The sequence below is a fragment of the Streptomyces sp. NPDC021020 genome, assembly GCF_044333285.1.
Classification (GTDB): Bacteria; Actinomycetota; Actinomycetes; order Streptomycetales; family Streptomycetaceae; genus Actinacidiphila.
Genome location: NZ_JBIRQQ010000012.1, coordinates 157,896 through 177,684, shown reverse-complemented (window position 1 = coordinate 177,684; position 19,789 = coordinate 157,896). Strand labels below are relative to the sequence as shown.

The following is a 19,789-nucleotide window of genomic DNA, read 5'->3' as shown; positions in this document are numbered from 1 at the left end:
CGTTTAGGTGATCCGGCGCTTCCCCTCGGCGGCACGCTCGTTGGGGCATCCACCGGGGCGCCGAGTTGACGGAAAAGAACCCGGCGCCGATGCGCGCATCGGCCGCCGCGGGCATTTCCCCGCGCGGCCGCCGATAGGGAAATGCCCGCTGTCCGAGGCGAGTTGGGAGCCCTTTCCGGCGCGGGGCGCGGGAGGCCGACGTGAACGCCCTCAGCCGCGCAATGCCGCGGCGACCTCCTGGAGGAAGCGCACCGGGCGGAGCAGGTCGTCGTACGGGACGGGCGGGCGGCCCGTGCGGGCCATGCCGAGGAAGGCGGTGAGGGCGGGGAGGAGGTAGTGCGCGTCGAGGGTCAGGGTGCGCTGGGCGATGCCCTCGCGGGCGACGACCAGCGCGTGGAAGGGGATCTGCGCCGCCCCGGTGGGGAGCACCAGGTTGACCACGACCCGGGTGCCGCCCGCGAGGGCCGTCGCCGTCACGGTCGCGGCGGAGCGCTCCACGCGGACGTCACCGAGCGGGCCGGGAGCCAGGCGCAGGGCCACGTCCACCGGGTGGATGCCGTAGAAGAACACCCCGCCGTACGGGCCGTCCGGATCGGCCGGGCCCGAGGCGACGACGACCTGCGCCGCCCCGTGGGCCGCCGCCTCGGCCGCGAGGGCGTCGGTGGCGGGCAGCAGGCGCAGGGCGGAGTACGAGGTGAGCGGGGCGTCGTACGCGCGGGCCGCCGCGACGATCGCCTCCGCGTCCGCGACGGTGCGGGCGAGCGGCTTGTCCACCAGGACGGGCAGGCCCGCTTCGAGGAACGGCAGGGCGTGGGCGCGGTGCAGGCCGCCGTCCCGGTCGGCGACGATCACCGCGTCGACCAGGCCGAGCAGTTCGGCCGGCGCGTCGACGACCCGCTCCACCCCGCCCCTGGCGCGCAGCAGTTCGTTGCGCTCCGACGCCCCGCCGCTCAACGCCACCACCCGGGCGCCGCCGCCCGCGGCCCGCACGTTGAGATGGTCGACGAACTGGTCGACATGGCTGCTCTCCGTGCCGACGATGCCGATACGCATGGCCTTCCGTCCTCCCGGAGCGCGTTCCGCCGCGCGGGCGGGATCCGCCGTCATCGTCGCAGACCGGGTGCCCGGCGCTCGCGGCGTGTCCGGATTCCTTCGGTGGGGGCGCGACGGGGGGAAAAGGCTTGGACCGCGGCGGAGGGGGGTCGGCAGACTGCCGGTCCGGGCTCCGGCGGCCGGTGGACGCGGCCGGGGCGGACGGCGACGTGCGGGGGTGGGATGGAACCGGCGGACGCGGGTGACGGGCCGGGGCGCGGATCGGTGCGGCTGGCGCTGCGGTACTACGGACGGGAGATGGTGCGGCTGCGGTGGCTGGCGCTGCCGGGGATGCTGCTGCCCGCGGTGGGCAACATCGGGATCAACTACGGGGCCCCGCTGGTCGTGGCGATGCTCGTCGGGAACATCTCCGCGGACGCGGGCGGCGCCGTCGGCCCCGCGGTGCCGTACGTACTGGCGTTCGCCGGGGTGCTGCTGGCCTCCGAGGGGTGCTGGCGCATCGGGGTGCACTGCCTCAACCGCCTTGACGCGCACGGCATCGAGCACCTGTACGTCACGGGCATGGACGAACTGTTCGCCAAGGACGCGGTCTTCTTCCACGACAACTTCGCCGGTGCGCTGACCAAGCGCGTCCTGAGTTTCGCCGCCCGCTTCGAGGAGTTCGCGGACACGGTGGCCTTCTCGGTGGTGGGCAGCCTGGTGCCGCTGCTGTTCGGCTCCGTCGTGCTGTGGCGCTACCAGCCGCTGCTCGTCGTCGTCCTGCTCTCGCTCATCGTGCTGACCGCCGTGTGCGTGGCGCCGCTCATCCGCCGCCGGCAGGCGCTCGTCGACCGGCGGGAGGCGGCGATCGCGCGGGTGTCGGGGCACGTCTCCGACGTCCTGACGAACATGGACACCGTCCGGGCGTTCGGCGCCGAGGAGCGCGAGGCAGCCGAGCACCGCTCGCGCGTGGCGTACTCGCGGCGGCTGTCGCTGCGGTCGTGGGATTACGGCAACCTGCGCATCGACACGGTGGTCGCGCCGCTGTCGGTGCTCACCAACGCGCTCGGCCTGCTGCTCGCGGTCACGCTCGGCGGCGGGCGGCACGGGGTGGAGGCGGTCGTGGTGGCGTTCACGTACTACAGCAACGCCACCCGGATCATGTTCGAGTTCAACCAGATCTACCGGCGGCTGGAAAGCTCGATGACGGAGGCCGCGCAGTTCACCGAGCTGCTGCTGACCAAGCCCACCGTGCTCGACCCGGCGGAGCCGGAGCCGCCGGCGAACCGGGGCGCCGAGGTCCGCTTCGAGCGGGTGACCTTCACGCACGGCGGCCCCCGCGAGAACGCGGCGCCGCTGTTCGAGGAGCTCGACCTCGCTGTGCCCGGCGGCTCACGGGTCGGGCTCGTCGGGCGGTCGGGCGGCGGGAAGACGACGCTGGCCCGGCTGCTGCTGCGGATGACGGACATAGACGGCGGGCGGATCACCGTCGGCGGCCAGGACATCAGTCGGATCGGGCAGCGGGATCTGCGCGGCCTGATCTCGTACGTGCCGCAGGACCCGGCGATGTTCCACCGCACGCTGCACGACAACATCGCCTTCGCGCGGCCGGACGCGACCGACGCCGAGATCCGCCGCGCCGCCGAGGCCGCGCACGTCACGGAATTCGCCGACGCGCTGCCGGACGGCTTCGGCACCATGGTCGGCGAGCGCGGGGTGAAGCTGTCCGGCGGGCAGCGCCAGCGGGTGGCCCTCGCCCGCGCGATCCTGCGGGACGCCCCGATCCTGCTGCTGGACGAGGCGACCAGCGCGCTGGACTCGGAGAGCGAGGTCCTCGTCCAGGAGGCGCTGTGGCGGCTCATGGAGGGGCGGACGGCGCTCGTGGTGGCGCACCGGCTGAGCACGGTGGCCGGCATGGACCGCCTCGTCGTCCTCGACCGCGGCCGGATCGTCGAGCAGGGCACCCACCAGCAGCTGCTGGACCGCGACGGCGCCTACGCGAAGCTGTGGCGGCACCAGTCGGGCGGCTTCCTCGACGGCGCCGGGGCGCTGCCCTGAAGTCTGCTTCTCCCCGTGTCCGGCGCCGTGATTCACCGGTGATCCCGGCGCCGGACATAATCCGCGACAGACCTCCCGCGGATTTCCGGCGCCGGCGCTCCGGAATTTCCGGTCGACGGCTCCAATTCCCGGATACGGGACGGCCTTCCCGCCGTTCACCAGGGAATTGCCGGTTTCGACGCGGGGCAGGTCGACGGGGAATTCCTTGTCCTCCGCTCCCTCCCATTCCTCGATTCCCCTCCCGGCCGGGAGGGAAAAGACCGGCCCGCCGGAGCGGCCGAACGGCCGTCCCCTAGGGTCGGAGCAGGGACCCGGTCGGCGACGGAGCCGGCCGGCGAGGAGAGGAACGTTCATGCGCGTCCGGACAGCCGGCGCGGCGGCCGCAGCAGCACTGGCTGTGGTGGCCGCCCGCGACCTCATGCAGAAGAAGCACGCGCTGCTGCGGAACTACCCGGTGGTCGGGCACGCCCGGTATCTGCTGGAGCGGGTCGGGCCGGAGCTGCGGCAGTACATCGTGACCTCCAACGAGGAGGAGCGGCCCTTCACCCGCGACCAGCGCACCTGGGTCTACGCGTCGGCGAAGGGCGAGAACAACTACTTCGGGTTCGGCACCGACGCCGACGTCGAGCACATGCAGGGGCACGCCTACCTCAAGCAGCGCACGTTCGCCGAGGGGCTGCCCGGCACGCAGGACCCGCAGGCGCCGCTGCCCTCGGCCAAGGTGCTGGGCGGGCCGCGCGGGCGGGCGCGGGCCTTCCGCCCGGCGAGCGTGGTGAACATATCGGCGATGAGCTTCGGGTCGCTGTCCGGCGCCGCGGTCACGGCGCTCAACAAGGGCGCGGCGCTCGCGGGCGCGATGCACAACACCGGCGAGGGCGGCCTCTCGCCGCACCACCGCGGCGGCGGCGACCTGGTGCTCCAGATCGGTACGGCCTACTTCGGCTGCCGTGACGCGGACGGCCGCTTCGACCTCGCCCGGCTCAAGGACGTGGTCGCCTCCGGCCCGGTCAGGGCGATCGAGATCAAGCTCTCGCAGGGCGCCAAGCCGGGGCTCGGCGGGATGCTGCCGGGCGCCAAGGTGACGCCGGAGATCGCGGAGATCCGCGGCATCCCGGTCGGCAAGGACTGCGCCTCGCCCTCGCGGCACACCGCCTTCGGCGACGTCGACTCGATGCTCGACTTCGTCGAGCTGGTCGCCGCCGAGACGGGCCTGCCGGTCGGGATCAAGAGCGCGGTGGGCGAGCGGGACTTCTGGCAGGAGCTGGCCGCGCTCATGGCGCGCGGCGACCGCGGGGTCGACTTCGTGACGGTCGACGGCGGCGAGGGCGGCACCGGCGCGGCGCCGCTGACCTTCACCGACTCGGTGTCGCTGCCCTTCCGGATGGGCTTCTCCCGGGTCTACGGCACCTTCGCCGAGCAGGGCCTGACCGACCGGCTGACCTTCATCGGCTCCGGCAAGCTCGGCCTGCCGGAGAACGCCGCGGTGGCCTTCGCGCTCGGCGCCGACATGGTCAACGTGGCGCGCGAGGCGATGCTGTCGATCGGCTGCATCCAGTCGCAGAAGTGCCACACGGACCGCTGCCCCACCGGCATCGCCACCCAGAACCCGTGGCTGTCGCGCGGCGTCGACCCCGTCTCGAAGGCGGACCGCGCGGCCGCGTACCTGCGCACCCTGCGCAAGGAGCTGACGAAGATCTCGGGAGCCCTCGGGGTCGCGCACCCGGGCCTGATCTCCCCCACCGACATCGAGATCATGAACGGCGACTACGACGCCCGCACCCTGGCGGGCGTCTACGGCTACAAGGACGGCTGGGGCGAGCTGGGCCCGGACCTCGCCGCCGGGATCGCCGCGGTGATGCGCGAGCAGGCCTGACGGCTCAGGGCGTCGGGGTCGCGCGCTGGAGGGTGGTCAGGGCCTGCTGGTCGGCGAGCGCGATCGCCAGCTCACCGCCCGCCGTGGGGTGCAGCGGGGCCTTGCCGGTCGAGTCCTGGACGAAGGGCTGCTCGGTGCACAGGGTGTGGCCGGAGAAGTCGGGGCGCACGCTGGTGAAGTGCAGGGTGCGGGCGCCGCTCTCCAGGACGTCGTTGATGTCGGCGAGGCGGGAGTCCAGGACCTGGACCTTCTCCGGCGTGAGGCCCTCCTTCTCCAGGCACTTCGTGTCGGGCCCGAAGGGGTCGTAGTACTCGTTGATCAGGACCTGCGGGTGGTGCGGGAGGGCCGCGAGCTGCTGGAGCAGGTCGAGGTAGTTCTGGGTGAAGGCGGCGAGGCGCTCGGTGAAGTACGCGGTGGACGCCTTGTCGTCGCAGACCGGTGACTTCGCGCACAGCGCGGTCAGCGCGGACCAGTTCATGTCGTTGGCGCCGATGCTGACGATGACGGTGGAGGCGCTGGTGGCCCGCTGGGCGACGGCCAGCTGGGGCGGGACGACGTCGTCGCCGCGGGTCTGCACACCGAGGACGCCGTCGGTGACGGTGGCGCCCTGGCAGGCCAGGTTGAGGACGTTCCAGCCGTTGGCGGAGGCGAGGTCGGCGGCGAAGGAGTCGGCGCTGCGGCCGCACGTGCGGTCCGCGTCCGTCGGGTGCTCGACCAGCGGGTTGCCGATGCCCGCGGCGGTGGAGTCGCCGAGCACGACGGCGTTGACGTCCTTCAGCGCGGGCCCCTTGGCGGGGGGCACCGGCTGCGCGGGCGTACGGCCCACGAGGTCGTCCAGCGAGTGGATCTGCCGCAGCACGCGGGGGGTGCCGGACGCCAGCAGGTAGATGCCCACGGCGTTGACCGCGCACACGGACACCACCGCGGCCGCGACCATCGCCAGCATGGCCCGCCGCGTCGCCCGGCGGACCCCCGCGACGGCGACCGCGATGACGGCGGCGCACCCGGCCGCGATCAGGGACTCCCACAGGCAGTACCGCACCCACCCCGAGGTCAGCTGCCGGCTGAGGTCGGGCAGCAGCGCGCCGGTGTCGCCGACCTGCGAGCCGAGGCTGATGTGGGTGAGCTTGAGCAGCGGCCGGATGGGCCCCTCGAAATGCGGCCGGGTGGTGATGGCCTCGCCGAACAGCTCCAGCTCCCCCGGCCCCGACATGCTCCGGCCCGGCTGCACCGCGCCGACCGACACCGTCTGCCCGGCCGCCGACACCGACTGCATCGGGGTGAGCTGGACGGCGAGCCAGATCGACACCCCGCTGAGGACCGCGAGCGCCACGGCGGCCACCAGCACCCGGCGGGCCCGGCGCAGCCACTTCCCGGCGCTGCCGCTGACTCGCACGCCCCAGTCACCTCCGTCGCGCCACCGACGCGGGTGACTTCCGTTCTCTTGCGTTCCCGCGCTCCTGCCCGGGTCCGGGCCGCCCAACCAGCGCCGGACGCCGCGTGCCACCGCCCGGACCTGCGGCCGCAAACGGGACGAAGGCGCACGAAGCAGCTTCCATGAGCGTACTCCCCCCTTTTCGGTCATGCTCCTGTCACTGCTCCGCGCGGCGGCGGTGGAAAACCGCGGGCCTCCCGGCCGGCGCGCGGGGAGGATGGAGGGATGCAGCACCTCTGGGCCGGACTCGCCGGGAATCCCGTGCTGCCGGGCGAGTTCGTCGACCGGCTGGTCCGCGTCGCGGACGACGACATCGCCACGGAGCTGGCCCACCGCGCGGACCTCAGCCGCGCGCAGGCGGTCGCGCTGGCCGGGCGGGTCGAGGAGAGCGCGGTGACGCTCGCCCACCAGGGGCGGCTCACGGCCGCCGACGTCGACCCCGCCCGGTGGCCGGACGCCGCGATCGCGCTGCTCGACGAGGGCGCGGGGGATCCGGCGTGGGCGCGGGTACTGGCCCGGGACCCGGACCGCGGGCGGCGGGAGAAGCTCGCGGCATGCCCCGGCCTGCCCTCCGACGCGGTGGCGGTGCTCGCGGCGGATCCGGACGTGGAGGTCGTCTCCGAGCTGGCCCTGTGGACCGACCTCCCCGAGGTGGCCGGTGGGCTCGCCGCGCACCCGCACGCCGAGGTGCGCCACGCGGCGGCGTACAACGAGGCGACGCCGCCGGCCGCGCTCGCCGCGCTGCTGACCGGGGAGGGCCTGCCCGCGGCCCGGCAGTGCCCGGTCTGCGACCGCGAGGAGATCCCCTTCGTCCACGACCCGGACTGCCAGGACGCCGACTGCGACCTGCCGGGCGGCGCCGCCTGCGACGGCTCCCACCAGTACACCCTCCACCGCACCTACGAGGCGGCCCTGCGCAACCCCGCCACCCCCGCCGAAGCCGCCGCCCGCTTCGCCGGCCACCCCTCCGGACTGCTGCGCCAGGCCCTCGCCGGCCGCCCCGACCTGCCGCCGGACGCCTGCGCCCGGCTGGCCCGCGACCCGCTGCCGGGCGTCCGCTCCGACCTCGCCGCGAACCCCGCGCTCGGCGCGGACCTGATCCGTACGTCGGCGGGCGCCCCGGATCCGGCGGTGCGGCAGAGCGCCGCGCGCAACCCCCGGATACCGCTCGACGTCCTCGTGGGGCTGGCCGGGCGCTTCCGGGTCGGCACCACCCTGCTGCCCCGGATCGCCGCGTGCACCGCGGCCGAGACGGAGGCGCTGGCCACCTCCGCGGACCCGGCCGCCCGCATGCTCGTGGCACACCGGCGCGACCTGCCGCCCGAACTGCGCGACCGGCTGGCCGGCGACCGCGACGCGCGCGTGGCCAAGGCCGTCGCCCCGCACCCCGGGCTCTCCGAGGCGCGGCTGCTCGACATGATCGGCCGTCACCACGTCCGCGTCCTCGCCAAGGCGGCGACCAACCCGGACGCGACCGCGGCGGTGCTCGACGAGATCGCCCGCCGGGCCGTCCCCGCCGCCCGCCGGGCGCTCCGCGAGGTCGCCCGGCACCCCGCCGCGCGCGAACGCGCGCTGCTCGTCTGCCTGGCGGACGACCGTGCCCGGCCCTTCGCTGCCGAGCACCCCGCCCTTCCGCCGGAGGTCGTCGCAGAGCTGGTCGCGGACCCGGACCCGTACGTGGCCCGGACAGCGGCGGCCAATCCGGCCCTGCCGCCGGACGCCATGGCCGCGCTGCTCGCGGCTTGTTGACGGGCCGTATATTACGGGCGATTGAGGCGGCGCCCCGGTCATCCGCCGCATTAATGCTTATGGTGCGCAAAGCAGACTTTTACGACTGTACAGAAAGCGGGTTTGCGGGGCATAATCGGCCGCCTGGGCCAACTGGCCACAGATCACAAGACTTTCGGCGGCGAGACGCCTCGCAGGCCATCGGGTACGTCTCTCGCCCTCGTGTGTCGAGTAGGGGCCCCTGTCTGCCTGCACCTGGCTGCCCGACCAGCATTCAGGGAGCATCCTCACAGTGCACGCGATATCCAGACGAGCCGTTGCCGCTGTCGCCGGAGCGACGATCGCCCTGACCGTCGGCGGGATCGGCACCGCCTCCGCCAACGGCGGCGGCCACAACGGCGGCAACAACGGTGGTGGTCACAGCGACTGCGGGCCGCTCGGCATCACCTACAAGGTCGACGGCGGACGCTGGACGACCGAGGGGCGGATCAACGGGGACACCCCGCCGTCGAAGATCACCGTGAAGCTGACCTCGACGCCGGACACGAACTGCTCCTACACCGTGTCGCTGGCCTCCTACAGCGCCGAAGGCCCCGCGTGGGAGAACTCCGGCCACCAGGACTTCCTCGGCTGGGACAGCGTCACCCTCGACCGCAAGCACAAGTCCGCGACGCTCGACGTCAGCGCGCACGCCCCGGACTGCTTCGGACAGGTCGACCTCTACGGCAACGGCACCCAGTACGACGGCGGCACCGGCCCCGGCCACGGCCCCCTCCCGCACTACAACGACTCCCCCACCCCCACCAACCTGATCACCGCGTGGAACGGCGGCCACGAGTGCCAGACCTCCCCCTCGCCGACCCCTTCGCAGGACAGCCCGTCGCCGACCCCGTCCGAGGACAGCCCGTCCCCGACACCGACGACCGAGAGCCCCTCCGCGACACCGACGACCGACAGCCCCTCGCCCACGCAGAGCACCGGCGCCCCCGCGCCCAGCGTGAGTGACACCGCCGCCCCCACCGGCACCCCGTCCGTGCCGCCGGCCACCAGCCCCGCCACCGGCACCGGCAACCTCGCCGAGACCGGCAGCAACAGCAACCAGAACACCGCCCTGATCGCAGGAGCCGCAGCACTCCTCGTCGCCGGCGGCGCAGCCGTCTACTTCACCCGCCGCCGCCGCACCGGCAACCACAGCTAAGCACTGCAGAACACCGCACCACACACGGCCGCCCGACCCGGAAAACCCGGACCGGGCGGCCGTGCCCGTCCCCGCCGACCGGCGGGGCCGGGGCTACTTGTGCGAGTGCGCGCCCACGTAGAAGAGCAGCCACAGGAAGGCGGCGAAGGCGTGCCCGGCGACGACGTACACGAAGACGCGCAGAGCGACACCGCGGGCCTTGTACGTCTCGCTGCCCGCGCCGGGGTCCCGTGGCAGCGGGCTCTCCCCGGGGGCCTCGTGGGGCTCGGGGGAAGGGGCGTCGGGCATGGCGGGCTTCCGTCCGGGGGCACTGCGTACGGACGCACGCAGGCTCTTGCATCATCTGATCAATTGACGAAATGCGCAACTGTGCAGATGGGCGCCTCGGTGGCGGAGTGAGGCACGGCCGGGGTCACCCCGGCGGGTGAACCGGGAGGCAGCGAGTTGCCGTCATGAGGAATTGCAGAAAATGGCAATTCGTGATGTCATCACTCCCGCCATGGGGCGCGAGGATGGCGTCATGGTGACTGGATCTGCGTGCACGGGACAACGACGGGCGGGCCGGCGCGGCCGGCCGCCGGTGCGGACGGCCGAGGCCGGCGGGAGGGCGAGGCGATGAGCGCGCCCCTTTACCAGCTGAAGGCGGAGTTCTTCAAAACGCTCGGGCACCCGGTGCGTATCCGGGTGCTGGAGCTGCTGAGCGAGCGGGAGCACTCGGTCGCGGAGATGCTGGCCGAGGTCGGCATCGAGCCGTCCCACCTCTCCCAGCAGCTCGCGGTGCTGCGGCGGGCCAACCTCGTCGTGACCCGCAAGGAGGGCTCGAACGTCCACTACTCGCTCACCAGCCCGCACGTCGCGGAGCTGCTGCGCGTCGCCCGCACGATCCTGTCCGGCGTCCTGGCCGGCCAGGCCGAGCTGCTCGCGGACCTGCGGGCGGCCTCGGCCGAGGGCGGCGGGCCCGGGGTGACGTAGCCCGCGGTGCGAGCGTGAGGAGTGGGGATGGGCGGCCTGTTGCGCAAGATCCGCGGGACGGGGCGGGTGGCCGAGGACGCGCCACCGCGGCCTGAGCCGGACCCGCGGCCGGCCGTCCGCGACCTGGGCGGCTCGGTGCAGGTGCGGTGCGTCGACGCGGGCTCGTGCAACGGCTGCGAGATCGAGATCGGCAACGCGTTCGGGCCGGTGTACGACGCGGAGCGGTACGGCGCGCGGCTGGTGGCCTCGCCCCGGCACGCGGACGCCGCACTCGTCACCGGCCCGGTGACGCGCAACATGGCCGAGCCGCTGCGCCGCACGGTCGCGGCGATGCCGCAGCCCGCCCTCGTGGTCGCCGTGGGCGACTGCGCCCTGGACTGCGGCGAGTTCGCCGGCGGGTACGGGGTGCGGGGCGCGGTCGCCGACGTCGTACCGGTGGACGTCCGCGTACCCGGCTGCCCGCCGGAACCGGCCGCGATCGTGGCCGCCCTGCGCGGCCTGACCGGCCGGTGAACGCGATCGGTCCCGCGCTCGCGGTCGCCTGCGGCCTCGCCGCCGCGGGCGCCCTGGCCGGCGCGCTCACCTCCGCCCGGACCCGCCCCCTCGCCGTGGGCCTGTGCACGGCGGGCCTCGGCGCCGCGGGCGTGGTCGCGGGCGCGTCCGCCCTCAGCGGCGGGCGGTACGCCCTCTGGCTGCCGGGCCTGCTGCCGCTCGCGGGCGTACGCCTCGCGGTGGACCCGCTGTCGGGCCTGTTCATGGCGGTGACCGGCGCGGTGACGGTGGCGGTCGCGGTGTACGGGGTGGGGTACGCGTCGCCGGGCGGGGCGCACGGGGACGCCGGGCGGCGCGGCACGGCCGGAGGCAGCGCGCACGCTGGCAACGAGCGTGAGGACGGTGCCACACCCCGGAGCGGCGCCGCGCACGACGACGCCTCGCACGGGGACGCCGGGCGGCACGGCACGCACGGCGGCGGCACCGCGCACGACGGCGGCACCGCGCACGGGGTGCGGTCGCGCGGATTCCAGGCGGTGCTTCCGCTGTTCGCGGGCGCGATGCTGCTCGTGCCCGCCGCCGCGTCCGTCTCCACCTTCCTGCTCCTGTGGGAGCTGATGGCGCTCGCGTCGCTGCTGCTGGTGCTCGCCGAGCACCGCGAGCGGCCCTCCGTACGGTCCGCGGGGCTCTGGTACGCGGTGATGACGCATCTCGGGCTGGTGCTGCTGCTGGCCGGGCTCGCGCTGTTCGCCGCGCGGGCGGGGGGCGAGTCGTTCGCGGCGCTGCGGGCGGGCGCGGGCGGGGTGCCGGCGGCCGTACGGGGCACGGTGTTCGTCACGACGGCGGCGGCCTTCACGTCCAAGGCGGGCCTCGCTCCGCTGCACGCGTGGCTGCCGCGGGCGCACCCGGAGGCGCCCAGCCACGTCTCCGCGCTGATGAGCGCGGCGATGGTCAACCTCGGCGTCTACGGCCTGCTGCGGGTCGGCTTCGACCTGCTCGGCGGCGGCCCCGCGTGGTGGTGGCTGCTGCTGGGGGCGACAGGCGCGCTGTCGGCGCTGTACGGGATCCTCCAGGCCGCGATGGCCTCCGACCTCAAGCGGCAGCTGGCGTACTCGACGTCGGAGAACATGGGCCTGGTCGCGATCGGCGTCGGCGCCGCCGGGCTCTTCCGCGCGGCGGGCGACGAACCGCTGGCCGCGCTCGCGCTGGCGGCGGCGCTGCTGCACGTGGTCAACCACGCGGCGTTCAAGGCGCTGCTGTTCTGCGCGGCCGGTTCGGTGCTGCGGGCCACGGGGCTGCGCGACCTGGACCGGCTCGGCGGGCTGCGGGCCCGCATGCCCGTCACCGCGGGGCTGTTCGCGGTCGCGGCGCTGGGCGCGGTGGCGCTGCCGCCCGGCAACGGCTTCATCAGCGAGTGGCTGCTGCTCCAGGCGCTCGTGCAGGGCCTCGCGGTGCCGGGGACGGCGGCGGCCGTCGCGCTGCCGGTGGCCGTCGCGGTGATCGCGCTGTCCGCGGGGCTGGCCGCCGCGGTGTTCGTGAAGGCGCTGGGCGTGGGCTTCTTCGCGCGCCCGCGCGGCGAGAGCGCGGCCCGGGCGGTGGAGAGCCCGCCCTCGATGCTCGCCGGGATGGGCCTGGCGGCGGCGTGCTGCGCGGCCCTCGCGCTCGTCCCCGGCACGCTCGGCGGCGCGCTGGCCCGCGCCGCCGCGGCGGCGGGCCTCGGCGGCGCCTCGCCCGCGACGGGGTCGGGGCTGGACGTGCGGCTCGGCCGCGCCTCGGCCGCCCTCCACCCGCTGTGGGTGGCGCTCGCCCTGGTCGCGGGGGTCGCCGCGGTCGCGGGGCTGGCGCGGTTGCCCGCCCGTCACCGGCGGCGCAGGGACGCGCGGCTGTGGGACTGCGGCGGGGGCGCGCCGACGCCGCGCATGGCGTACACGGCGACGTCCTTCGCCGAGCCGTTGCAGCGCGTCTTCGACGACGTCCTCGCGCCCGAGCAGGACGTGGACGTCACACCGCTGCGCGAGTCCGGCTACCTCGTCGAGCGCATCCGCTTCCAGCGCCGCGTCCCCGACCGTATCGAGCACCGCCTCTACCACCCGGTCCTGGCCGCCCTCTCCACCCTGGGCCTGCGCGCCCGCCGCCTCGCCGGCGGCAGCGTCCACCTGTACCTGGGCTACGGCCTGTTCGGACTGGTCACGGTACTGACGGTCCTGGTGGTGGGGTGGTGAACGCGCTGGCACACGAGGCTGCACCCCCGGCGAGCGCGCCGGGCGCCGCCCCATGGGGACCCGCGGCCCCGCGCCACGCGAACGCCGATGTGCCCACAGCCGCACGACCCGCGGGCGCGCAAGCGCCCACCGCGCCGGGCGGCGACGCGTCCCGGCCAGCGGGGCGGCGCCCGGGGGTGGGCGGGTGAGTGGCGTCGGGTATGTGGCCGTGGCCGCGCAGGTCGGGGTGGTGGGCGGTGGGGCGCCGGTGCTTGCCGGGTGGATGCGGCAGGTGCGGGCGCGGCTCGAAGGGCGGGCGGGGGCCGGGGTGGGGCAGCCGTGGCGGGATGTGCGGAAGCTGCTGCGGAAGGAGGCGGTCACGCCCACCGGGACGGGGCCGCCCTTCCGGCTCGCGCCGCTGCTGCTCGTCGCCGGGACGGCGGTGGTCGCCGCGCTCGTACCGCTCGCCGCGACCCGGACGCCGGCCAGCGGCGGCGGGGACCTGATCCTGGTGGTCGCGCTGCTGGCGCTCGGCACGGTGGCGCTGGCGCTCGCGGGCCTGGACACCGGGACGGCCTTCGGCGGCATGGGCGCCTCGCGCGAAATGACGATCGCCGCGCTGGTCGAACCGACCCTGCTGCTCGCGGTGTTCGCCCTGTCGATCCCGGCGGGCTCCACCAACCTGTCGGCCATCGTGGAGGGCGCCGTCCACCACCCGGCCCGGCCGGCCTCTCCCGGCTGGCTGCTGGCGATCGCCGCGCTGGCGGTCGCGGTGCTGGCCGAGACGGGGCGGATCCCGGTGGACAACCCGTCCACCCACCTGGAACTGACGATGGTCCACGAGGCGATGGTCCTCGAATACGCCGGGCCCGACCTCGCCCTGGTCGAGCTCGGCTCGCAGATGCGGCTCGCGGTGCTGCTGGGGCTGCTCGCCTCGCTGGCCGCGCCGTGGGGTGTCGCGACCGGCGGTTCGGCGGCGGCGCTGGCGCTCGCGCTGGTGCTGCTGGTGGCCAAGGTCGCGGTGCTGGGCACCGCGATCGCCGCGGCCGAGGTGTTCTGGGCGAAGGTCCGGCTCTTCCGGGTGCCCGAACTCCTCGCCGGCTCCTTCCTGCTGGCGCTGCTCGCGGTGGTCGCCTCGTACGTCCTGAACGGGGAGGCGGGCCGGTGAGCCACGGGGTGTACGTCCAGCTGCTGGACCTGGCGTGCGGGGCGTTCCTGCTGTGCGCGGTGGTCGTGCTGTGGCGCCGCGAACTGGCCGTGCTGGTGCGGGTCCTGGCAGTGCAGGGGGCCGCGCTCGCCGCGATCGCCGCGGTGCTGGGCTGGCACGAACGGCGCTGGGGGCTGCTCGCGGTCGCCGCGGGGGTCGGGGTGCTGCGGGCGGGCGTCCTGCCGTACCTGCTGCGGCGCGCACTGGACGCGGGCGCCGGGCCCGGCGACGGTACGGGCCCCGGTGACGCGGGCCGGGACCCGTACGCGAACCCGTCCTCGTACTACCGCCTCGACGGCGGCGAAGGCCGGGAGACGCGGCCGGTGGTGAACGTCGCCGCCTCGCTCGTGGCCGCCGCGGTGCTCGTCCTGCTCGCCTACGCGGTCGCGCGCCCGCTGGTCGCGCTGCACCCCACTCCGGCCACCAGGGCGCTGCCGGTGGGGCTGGCGGTCGTGCTCGTCGGTTTCCTCGTGCTGGTGGCCAGGCGCCGCGCGCTCGCGCAGGTCGTCGGGTTCCTGACGCTCGACAACGGCATCACCGCCACCGCGTTCCTCGCCGCTTCCGGGGTGCCGCCGATCGTGGAGCTGGGGGTGTCCTTCGACGTGCTGCTCGCCGTGCTGGTGCTGTACGTGCTGACCGCCCGGATGCGGACCGCCTTCGGCGGCACCGACCTCGACGACCTGCGGGAGCTGAGCGACCGATGACCCCCGCCGAGTCCGCCGTCCTGCTCACCCTCCCGCCGGGCGTGCCGCTCGCCGCCGCCGCGGCCCACGCCGTGGCCTGGCGCCGCGCCGCCCGGGGCGCCGCGCCCGCCCGGCACGGGCTGCCGCAGTGGGCCGGGCTGCTCGTGCCCGCCGCGATCGTGGCGTGCGGCGCCGTGCTGGCCGCGCACGTACCCGCGCACGGACCGGCCCACGCCTACGGGCGGCTGCTGCGCGCGGACGGGCTGAGCGTGTGGATGCTGCTGGTGACGGGCTCCGTCGCGCTCCTCGCGCTGGCCGCGAGCCCCGGCCACCTCGCGGGCGAGCGCGCCGCCGGGCACACCGACGACGCGGGCACGCACCGCTACTACACGCTCGTCCACGCCTTCCTCGGCACCATGTGCCTGGCCCTGCTGGCCGCGAACCTCGGCCTGGTGTGGGCGGCGATCGAGGCGACGACCATCGTCACGGCCTTCCTCGTCGGCCACCGCGACACCCGCAGATCGGTCGAGGCCGCCTGGAAGTACGTGGTGATCTGCTCGGTGGGCATCGCGCTGGCCTTCCTCGGCACGGTGCTCCTCTACTACGCGGCGCGGCAGGCCGGGATCTCCGAGGCGTCCGCGCTGGACTGGCCCACGCTCGCCGCCCACGCCGGCCGCCTCGACCCCGCCGTCACCCGGCTCGGGACCGCGCTCGTCGTCCTCGGCTTCGGCGCCAAGGCCGGGCTCGTGCCGCTGCACGCGTGGCTGCCCGACGCGCACAGCCAGGCGCCCGCACCCGTGTCCGCGCTGATGTCCGGGGTGCTGCTGGCCGTGTCCTTCACCGCGCTGCTGCGCTGCAAGGCGGTCGCCGACGCCGCCCTCGGCCCCGGCTACACCCGCGCGCTGCTGGCCACCGTCGCGCTGGTCACGCTGGCGCTGTCGGCGGCGCTGCTGCTCGCCCAGCGCGACTACAAGCGCATGCTGGCCTACTCCAGCATGGAGCACATGAGCGTGATCGCCCTGGGCGCGGCGATCGGCGGGCCGGTGGCGATGCCCGCGGCCCTGCTGCACATCGCCGGGCACGGCCTGGCCAAGACCGTGGCCTTCTGCTCCTCCGGCCACATCCTGCGGCTGCGCGAGACGACGCGGATCGGCCGGGTGCGCGGGCTGCTCGCGCAGTCGCCCGCGCTCGGCGCCGTCTTCGGCCTGGCGGTCGTGGCGCTGCTGGGGCTGCCGCCGTTCTCGCTGTTCGCGTCGGAGGTCGGCATCGTGCGGGGCGGCTTCGCGGACGGGCTGGGCTGGGCGGTGTCGCTCGCGCTGGCGCCGGCGCTGCTCGCCTTCGCCGCGCTCGGCTACCGCACGGGGCGGATGGTGCTCGGGCCCTCCCCCGCCGGGCCGCCGGAGGCGGAGGCGCCGCAGGCGGAGGCGGAGGCGGCGGTGTCGGTGGTACCGCTGGTCGCCGGGCTGCTGGCGTGCGCCGCGCTCGGTACGGCGCTGGGCCCGCTGTCGGACCTGCTGTCCGCGGCGGCCGCGGTGGTCGGGGGCCGCTGACGATGCCCCCTGCTGCCGCCTCGACGCGACACCCCGCCCGCCGGAAGATGCCATCTCCTGCCCCCGCCCGGCGCACGCGGCCCGCCGCCGTAGTCGGCGCCCGGCAGACACCGCCCACCGCCACCCACCCACGGACACCCATCCCCGCCTCCCTCCGGCGGACGCCGGTCCGTGGGCCGGGGCAGGGCCGGGTGGGCGCCCGCGTACGTACCGGAGGGCTTTGATGACGCCGTCGATCGCCGTCGACCGCAGGGTCGAGAACGTCTCCGCCGCCGGGCTGACCGCCCGGGCCCGCGCACTGCTCGGCGCCGGGCAGCGGCTCGCGCTGGTCGCCGCCCACCACGACGGGGCGGACGCGCCCGGCGGGCGGGCGGTGCGGGTGGTGTACCTCTTCCTCGCCGGACCGCCCGACACCCGTACTGAGCTGCACGTACGTCTCGACGCCGACCGGCCGCGGGTGCCCTCGCTCGCCGGGCTGTCCTTCCCCGCCGGGCGGTTCGAGCGCGAGATGCACGACCTGCACGGCGTGCGCCCGCTGGACCACCCGCTGCCGCGCCGCCTCGTACGCCACTTCCACTGGCCCCGCGGCTGGTATCCGCTGCGCCCCGACGCCGGTCCGCCGCCGCCGTTCGGCGAACCGGAGGGGCCGTACCCCTTCCTGCGGGTGGAGGGCGACGGGGTGTACGAGATCCCGGTGGGGCCCGTGCACGCCGGGCTCATCGAGCCCGGCCACTTCCGCTTCTCCGTCGTCGGCGAGACGATCATCAAGCTCAAGGCGCGGCTGTGGTTCGTCCACAAGGGTGTGGAGGGGCTCTTCCAGGGCCGCGACGTGCCCGCCGGGCTGCGGCTCGCCGAGCGCGTCAGCGGCGACAGCGCGGTGGGCCACGCCCTGGCGTACTGCCTGGCCGTCGAGGACGCCACCGGCACCGCCGTGCCCGAGGCCGCCCGCCGGGCGCGGGCCCTGCTGCTGGAGCTGGAGCGGGTCCACAACCACGTCGCCGACCTCGGCGCCCTGTGCAACGACGTGGGCCACTCCGTCCTCAACGCCCACGCCCAGCGCGTCCGCGAGCAGCTGCTGCGGCTCAACGCCCGGACCACCGGCCACCGGCTGCTGCGCGGCGGCGTCCACCCCGGCGGCGCCGCCCTGCGGGAGCTCCCGGACCCGGCGCAAACGGCCGCCCTGCGCACCGACATCCGGGAGATCGCCGCACTCGCGCTCGGCCACAGCACCGTGCGCGACCGCTTCACCGGCACCGCCCAGCTGTCCGCGCAGGCCGCCCGCGCCCTGGGGTGCCTGGGCTACGTGGCCCGGGCGAGCGGCCTGGCCGCCGACGCCCGCGTCGCCCACCCGCTGCTGGACGACCCCGCGGCCCCGCTCACCGTGCCCGTGCACACCACCGGCGACGTCCTGGCCCGCTTCCTGGTCCGCGCCGAGGAGATCGAGGTCTCCCTCTCCCTGGTCGACCACCTCGCCGCGGCCCTCGGCTCCCCCGGCACGCACACCGCGCCGCTCGCCCGCCGCCCGCGCCCCGCCTCCGGAGTGGGCGTCACCGAGGGCTGGCGCGGCACGATCACGACCCGCGTCGAGCTCGCCGCCGACGGCACCCTGACCCGGGTCAAGCCGGTGGACCCGTCCTTCTTCAACTGGCCCGCGCTGCCGGTCGCCCTGCGGTCGACGATCGTCCCGGACTTCCCGCTGGCCAACAAGAGCTTCAACCTCTCCTACGCGGGCAACGACCTGTGAGCCGGCCGCCCGCCGGGCGATGAGTTCCGCGGCGCCCGCCGGTCCACCCTATGAACCGGAAAGCCGGCAGAGGACGACCGCACGGGAGCACGCCATGGGCCGCATCCAGATCGAACTGTTCACCACCCTCGACCTCGTCGCGCAGGCGCCCGGCGGGCCGGAGGAGGATCCCTCGGCCGGTTTCCCGTTCGGCGGCTGGCAGGCGCCGCTGATCGACGAGGCGGTGGGCGCGCAGATCGGCGCCGCGTACGAGGGGACGGACGCGCTGCTGCTCGGGCGGCGCACGTACGACATCTTCGCCGGCTACTGGCCGCACCAGGAGGACGGCCCGGACGGCGGCTTCGCCACCCTCTTCAACAGCATCCCGAAATACGTGGCCTCGCGCGGCACGCCCGACCTGCCGTGGGCCGGGTCCACGCTGCTCGGCCCCGACCTGCCCGCCGCGGTGCGGGAGATCCGCGAGCGGCACGAGCACGTCGCGGTCGTCGGCAGCGTGGACCTGGTGCAGACGCTGCTGCGGGAGAAGCTCTTCGACCGCCTCGACCTGTGGGTGCACCCGATCGTGCTCGGCGTCGGCAAGAAGGTCTTCGAGGGCGGCGCGGTGCCCACGAACCTCACGCTCCTGGAAGCGCCCGCCACGAGCCCCAAGGGCACGGTCTTCCTGCAGTACGGGCTCGCCGAGGGGACCCCGCGGACCGGGGACATGTCCCGGCCCGACCGCGGGCTCGGCGAGGACGCCTGAGGCCGCCGCCCTCCCCGCTCGTCAGCCGCCCCGGACCGCCCGGTACATCAACCCTTGCCGGAGGGCGTCCCGTACGCCGCCCGGCAGGTGGCGGGCCCAGGGCGGCACACCGCCCTCGCCGCGCAGCAGCGCCCAGCAGGCGAGGGCGTAGCCGAATTCGGCGGGGCCCAGGTAGCCCATCTGGTGCATCTCGAAGCGGCGGGCGGTCAGCAGGCGGTCGGTGAGGTCGCCGACCGCCGTCACGGAGAATTCCGCGGAGCGGTCGTAGTCCTCGGCGGCGCGGGCCGTCAGCACGCCCATGCCGAGGTAGACGGTCGCCAGGTCGGTGAGCCGCTCCCCCTCGCCGGAGGTCAGCCCCAGCCCGGCGACACGCCCCTCGCCGGTCAGCCGGGCGTGCGCCAGCTCGTGGGCGACGAGCCCCGCGAAGGCGTCGGGGCGTTCCGCGACCCGGGTGTCCAGCTCGATCACCGCCCGGCCCAGCACCTTGCGGTACTGCCCGACCTGGTGGCTGCGGTGCTGCTCGCGCTCCGGCGACTCGACCAGGACCACGCCGATGCCGGAGACGTCCGCGTCCATCACCGCGCCGACCAGCCGCACCAGCTCCTCGGCCTGCTCCTGCGTGCCGGTGAAGCCCGCGGGCGTGAACCCCGGCACGGCGACCTCGCGGCGCGGCACGGCGGGCCCGAACTCCTGCACGCACCAGCCCAGCCACCGCTCCGTCCAGGCCCGCTGCCGCTCCGGCACCGGGCACGTGTCCGGCGGCCCCGTCCGGAGCCACGGCTTCGGCCCGTCCGGGCTGATCCCGCGCCGCCGCCGGTCCTCCCCGCGCAGCCACCGCTCCAGCGGGCCCGGATCCTGCTCCCCCATGGCACAC

At 75.4% G+C, this 19,789-nt stretch carries 16 protein-coding genes; 12 read left to right on the top strand and 4 right to left on the bottom strand.

Annotated elements, in window-relative coordinates; all coding sequences use genetic code 11:
- Positions 1-210: 210 nt before the first annotated feature.
- Positions 211-1,053: a Gfo/Idh/MocA family oxidoreductase gene (locus ACH4SL_RS31220; RefSeq protein WP_398451769.1), complete on the bottom strand. Its 843-nt coding sequence runs from the start codon at positions 1,051-1,053 to the stop codon at positions 211-213.
- Positions 1,054-1,275: 222 nt separating this feature from the next.
- Between ACH4SL_RS31220 and ACH4SL_RS31215 the strand changes: the two genes are divergently transcribed.
- Together ACH4SL_RS31215 and ACH4SL_RS31210 are read left to right on the top strand one after the other, a co-directional pair.
- Positions 1,276-3,090 (top strand): ABC transporter ATP-binding protein, encoded by a 1,815-nt coding sequence (locus ACH4SL_RS31215; protein ID WP_398451766.1) that lies wholly within the window; start codon positions 1,276-1,278, stop codon positions 3,088-3,090.
- A 352-nt stretch (positions 3,091-3,442) separates the two neighbouring features.
- Complete coding sequence (locus ACH4SL_RS31210) at positions 3,443-4,963, top strand: FMN-binding glutamate synthase family protein (RefSeq protein ID WP_398451763.1); 1,521 nt, start codon at positions 3,443-3,445, stop codon at positions 4,961-4,963.
- A 4-nt stretch (positions 4,964-4,967) separates the two neighbouring features.
- Here the strand turns inward: ACH4SL_RS31210 and ACH4SL_RS31205 are convergent, their stop codons facing one another.
- A complete protein-coding gene (locus tag ACH4SL_RS31205; protein ID WP_398451760.1) occupies positions 4,968-6,359 on the bottom strand; it encodes a GDSL-type esterase/lipase family protein in 1,392 nt (463 codons plus the stop codon).
- A gap of 264 nt (positions 6,360-6,623) precedes the next feature.
- On the opposite strand from ACH4SL_RS31205, the gene ACH4SL_RS31200 reads away from it, so the two are divergent.
- Positions 6,624-8,147, top strand: coding sequence for a hypothetical protein (locus ACH4SL_RS31200; RefSeq protein ID WP_398451758.1), 1,524 nt, complete (start codon positions 6,624-6,626; stop codon positions 8,145-8,147).
- Between the two features lie 271 nt (positions 8,148-8,418).
- Positions 8,419-9,324 carry an LAETG motif-containing sortase-dependent surface protein gene (locus ACH4SL_RS31195; protein ID WP_398451756.1) on the top strand — a complete coding sequence of 302 codons (906 nt, stop codon included), beginning with the start codon at positions 8,419-8,421 and terminating at the stop codon, positions 9,322-9,324.
- Between the two features lie 93 nt (positions 9,325-9,417).
- Here the strand turns inward: ACH4SL_RS31195 and ACH4SL_RS31190 are convergent, their stop codons facing one another.
- A complete protein-coding gene (locus tag ACH4SL_RS31190) occupies positions 9,418-9,612 on the bottom strand; it encodes a DUF6126 family protein (RefSeq protein ID WP_398451753.1) in 195 nt (64 codons plus the stop codon).
- 327 nt (positions 9,613-9,939) lie between these two features.
- Here ACH4SL_RS31190 and ACH4SL_RS31185 point away from each other — a divergent pair, with 327 nt between their 5' ends.
- From ACH4SL_RS31185 to ACH4SL_RS31150, 8 genes are all read left to right on the top strand, one after another.
- On the top strand, positions 9,940-10,296 hold the full coding sequence (locus ACH4SL_RS31185) for an ArsR/SmtB family transcription factor (protein ID WP_398451749.1): 357 nt from the start codon (positions 9,940-9,942) through the stop codon (positions 10,294-10,296).
- A gap of 27 nt (positions 10,297-10,323) precedes the next feature.
- On the top strand, positions 10,324-10,809 hold the full coding sequence (locus ACH4SL_RS31180) for an NADH-quinone oxidoreductase subunit B family protein (protein WP_398451745.1): 486 nt from the start codon (positions 10,324-10,326) through the stop codon (positions 10,807-10,809).
- Positions 10,806-13,010 (top strand): proton-conducting transporter membrane subunit, encoded by a 2,205-nt coding sequence (locus ACH4SL_RS31175; protein ID WP_398451742.1) that lies wholly within the window; start codon positions 10,806-10,808, stop codon positions 13,008-13,010. The genes ACH4SL_RS31180 and ACH4SL_RS31175 overlap by 4 nt, the downstream gene beginning before the upstream one ends.
- 184 nt (positions 13,011-13,194) lie before the next feature.
- Complete coding sequence (locus ACH4SL_RS31170; protein WP_398451739.1) at positions 13,195-14,157, top strand: respiratory chain complex I subunit 1 family protein; 963 nt, start codon at positions 13,195-13,197, stop codon at positions 14,155-14,157.
- Entirely contained in the window at positions 14,154-14,900 is a 747-nt protein-coding gene (locus ACH4SL_RS31165; RefSeq protein WP_398451736.1) for a hypothetical protein, read from the top strand. The genes ACH4SL_RS31170 and ACH4SL_RS31165 overlap by 4 nt, the downstream gene beginning before the upstream one ends.
- The gene (locus ACH4SL_RS31160) at positions 14,897-16,429 is read left to right on the top strand and encodes a proton-conducting transporter membrane subunit (protein WP_398451734.1); all 1,533 of its coding nucleotides are present in this window, start codon (positions 14,897-14,899) and stop codon (positions 16,427-16,429) included. Before ACH4SL_RS31165 ends, ACH4SL_RS31160 begins: the two co-directional genes overlap by 4 nt.
- Positions 16,430-16,652: 223 nt before the next feature.
- Positions 16,653-18,173, top strand: a complete 1,521-nt coding sequence (locus ACH4SL_RS31155) for an NADH-quinone oxidoreductase subunit C (protein WP_398451731.1) — start codon at positions 16,653-16,655, stop codon at positions 18,171-18,173.
- A gap of 94 nt (positions 18,174-18,267) precedes the next feature.
- Positions 18,268-18,915: a dihydrofolate reductase family protein gene (locus ACH4SL_RS31150; RefSeq protein ID WP_398451728.1), complete on the top strand. Its 648-nt coding sequence runs from the start codon at positions 18,268-18,270 to the stop codon at positions 18,913-18,915.
- 21 nt (positions 18,916-18,936) lie between these two features.
- On the opposite strand, the gene ACH4SL_RS31145 is transcribed toward ACH4SL_RS31150, so the two are convergent.
- On the bottom strand, positions 18,937-19,782 hold the full coding sequence (locus ACH4SL_RS31145; protein ID WP_398451725.1) for a hypothetical protein: 846 nt from the start codon (positions 19,780-19,782) through the stop codon (positions 18,937-18,939).
- Between the last annotated feature and the right edge of the window lie 7 nt (positions 19,783-19,789).

Coding starts and splice junctions, on each gene's coding strand:
- ACH4SL_RS31220 (WP_398451769.1), bottom strand. CDS start 1,053: ATGCGTATCGGCATCGTCGGCACGGAGAGCAGCCATGTCGACCAGTTC.
- ACH4SL_RS31215 (WP_398451766.1), top strand. CDS start 1,276: ATGGAACCGGCGGACGCGGGTGACGGGCCGGGGCGCGGATCGGTGCGG.
- ACH4SL_RS31210 (WP_398451763.1), top strand. CDS start 3,443: ATGCGCGTCCGGACAGCCGGCGCGGCGGCCGCAGCAGCACTGGCTGTG.
- ACH4SL_RS31200 (WP_398451758.1), top strand. CDS start 6,624: ATGCAGCACCTCTGGGCCGGACTCGCCGGGAATCCCGTGCTGCCGGGC.
- ACH4SL_RS31190 (WP_398451753.1), bottom strand. CDS start 9,612: ATGCCCGACGCCCCTTCCCCCGAGCCCCACGAGGCCCCCGGGGAGAGC.
- ACH4SL_RS31185 (WP_398451749.1), top strand. CDS start 9,940: ATGAGCGCGCCCCTTTACCAGCTGAAGGCGGAGTTCTTCAAAACGCTC.
- ACH4SL_RS31180 (WP_398451745.1), top strand. CDS start 10,324: ATGGGCGGCCTGTTGCGCAAGATCCGCGGGACGGGGCGGGTGGCCGAG.
- ACH4SL_RS31160 (WP_398451734.1), top strand. CDS start 14,897: ATGACCCCCGCCGAGTCCGCCGTCCTGCTCACCCTCCCGCCGGGCGTG.
- ACH4SL_RS31155 (WP_398451731.1), top strand. CDS start 16,653: ATGACGCCGTCGATCGCCGTCGACCGCAGGGTCGAGAACGTCTCCGCC.
- ACH4SL_RS31150 (WP_398451728.1), top strand. CDS start 18,268: ATGGGCCGCATCCAGATCGAACTGTTCACCACCCTCGACCTCGTCGCG.
- ACH4SL_RS31145 (WP_398451725.1), bottom strand. CDS start 19,782: ATGGGGGAGCAGGATCCGGGCCCGCTGGAGCGGTGGCTGCGCGGGGAG.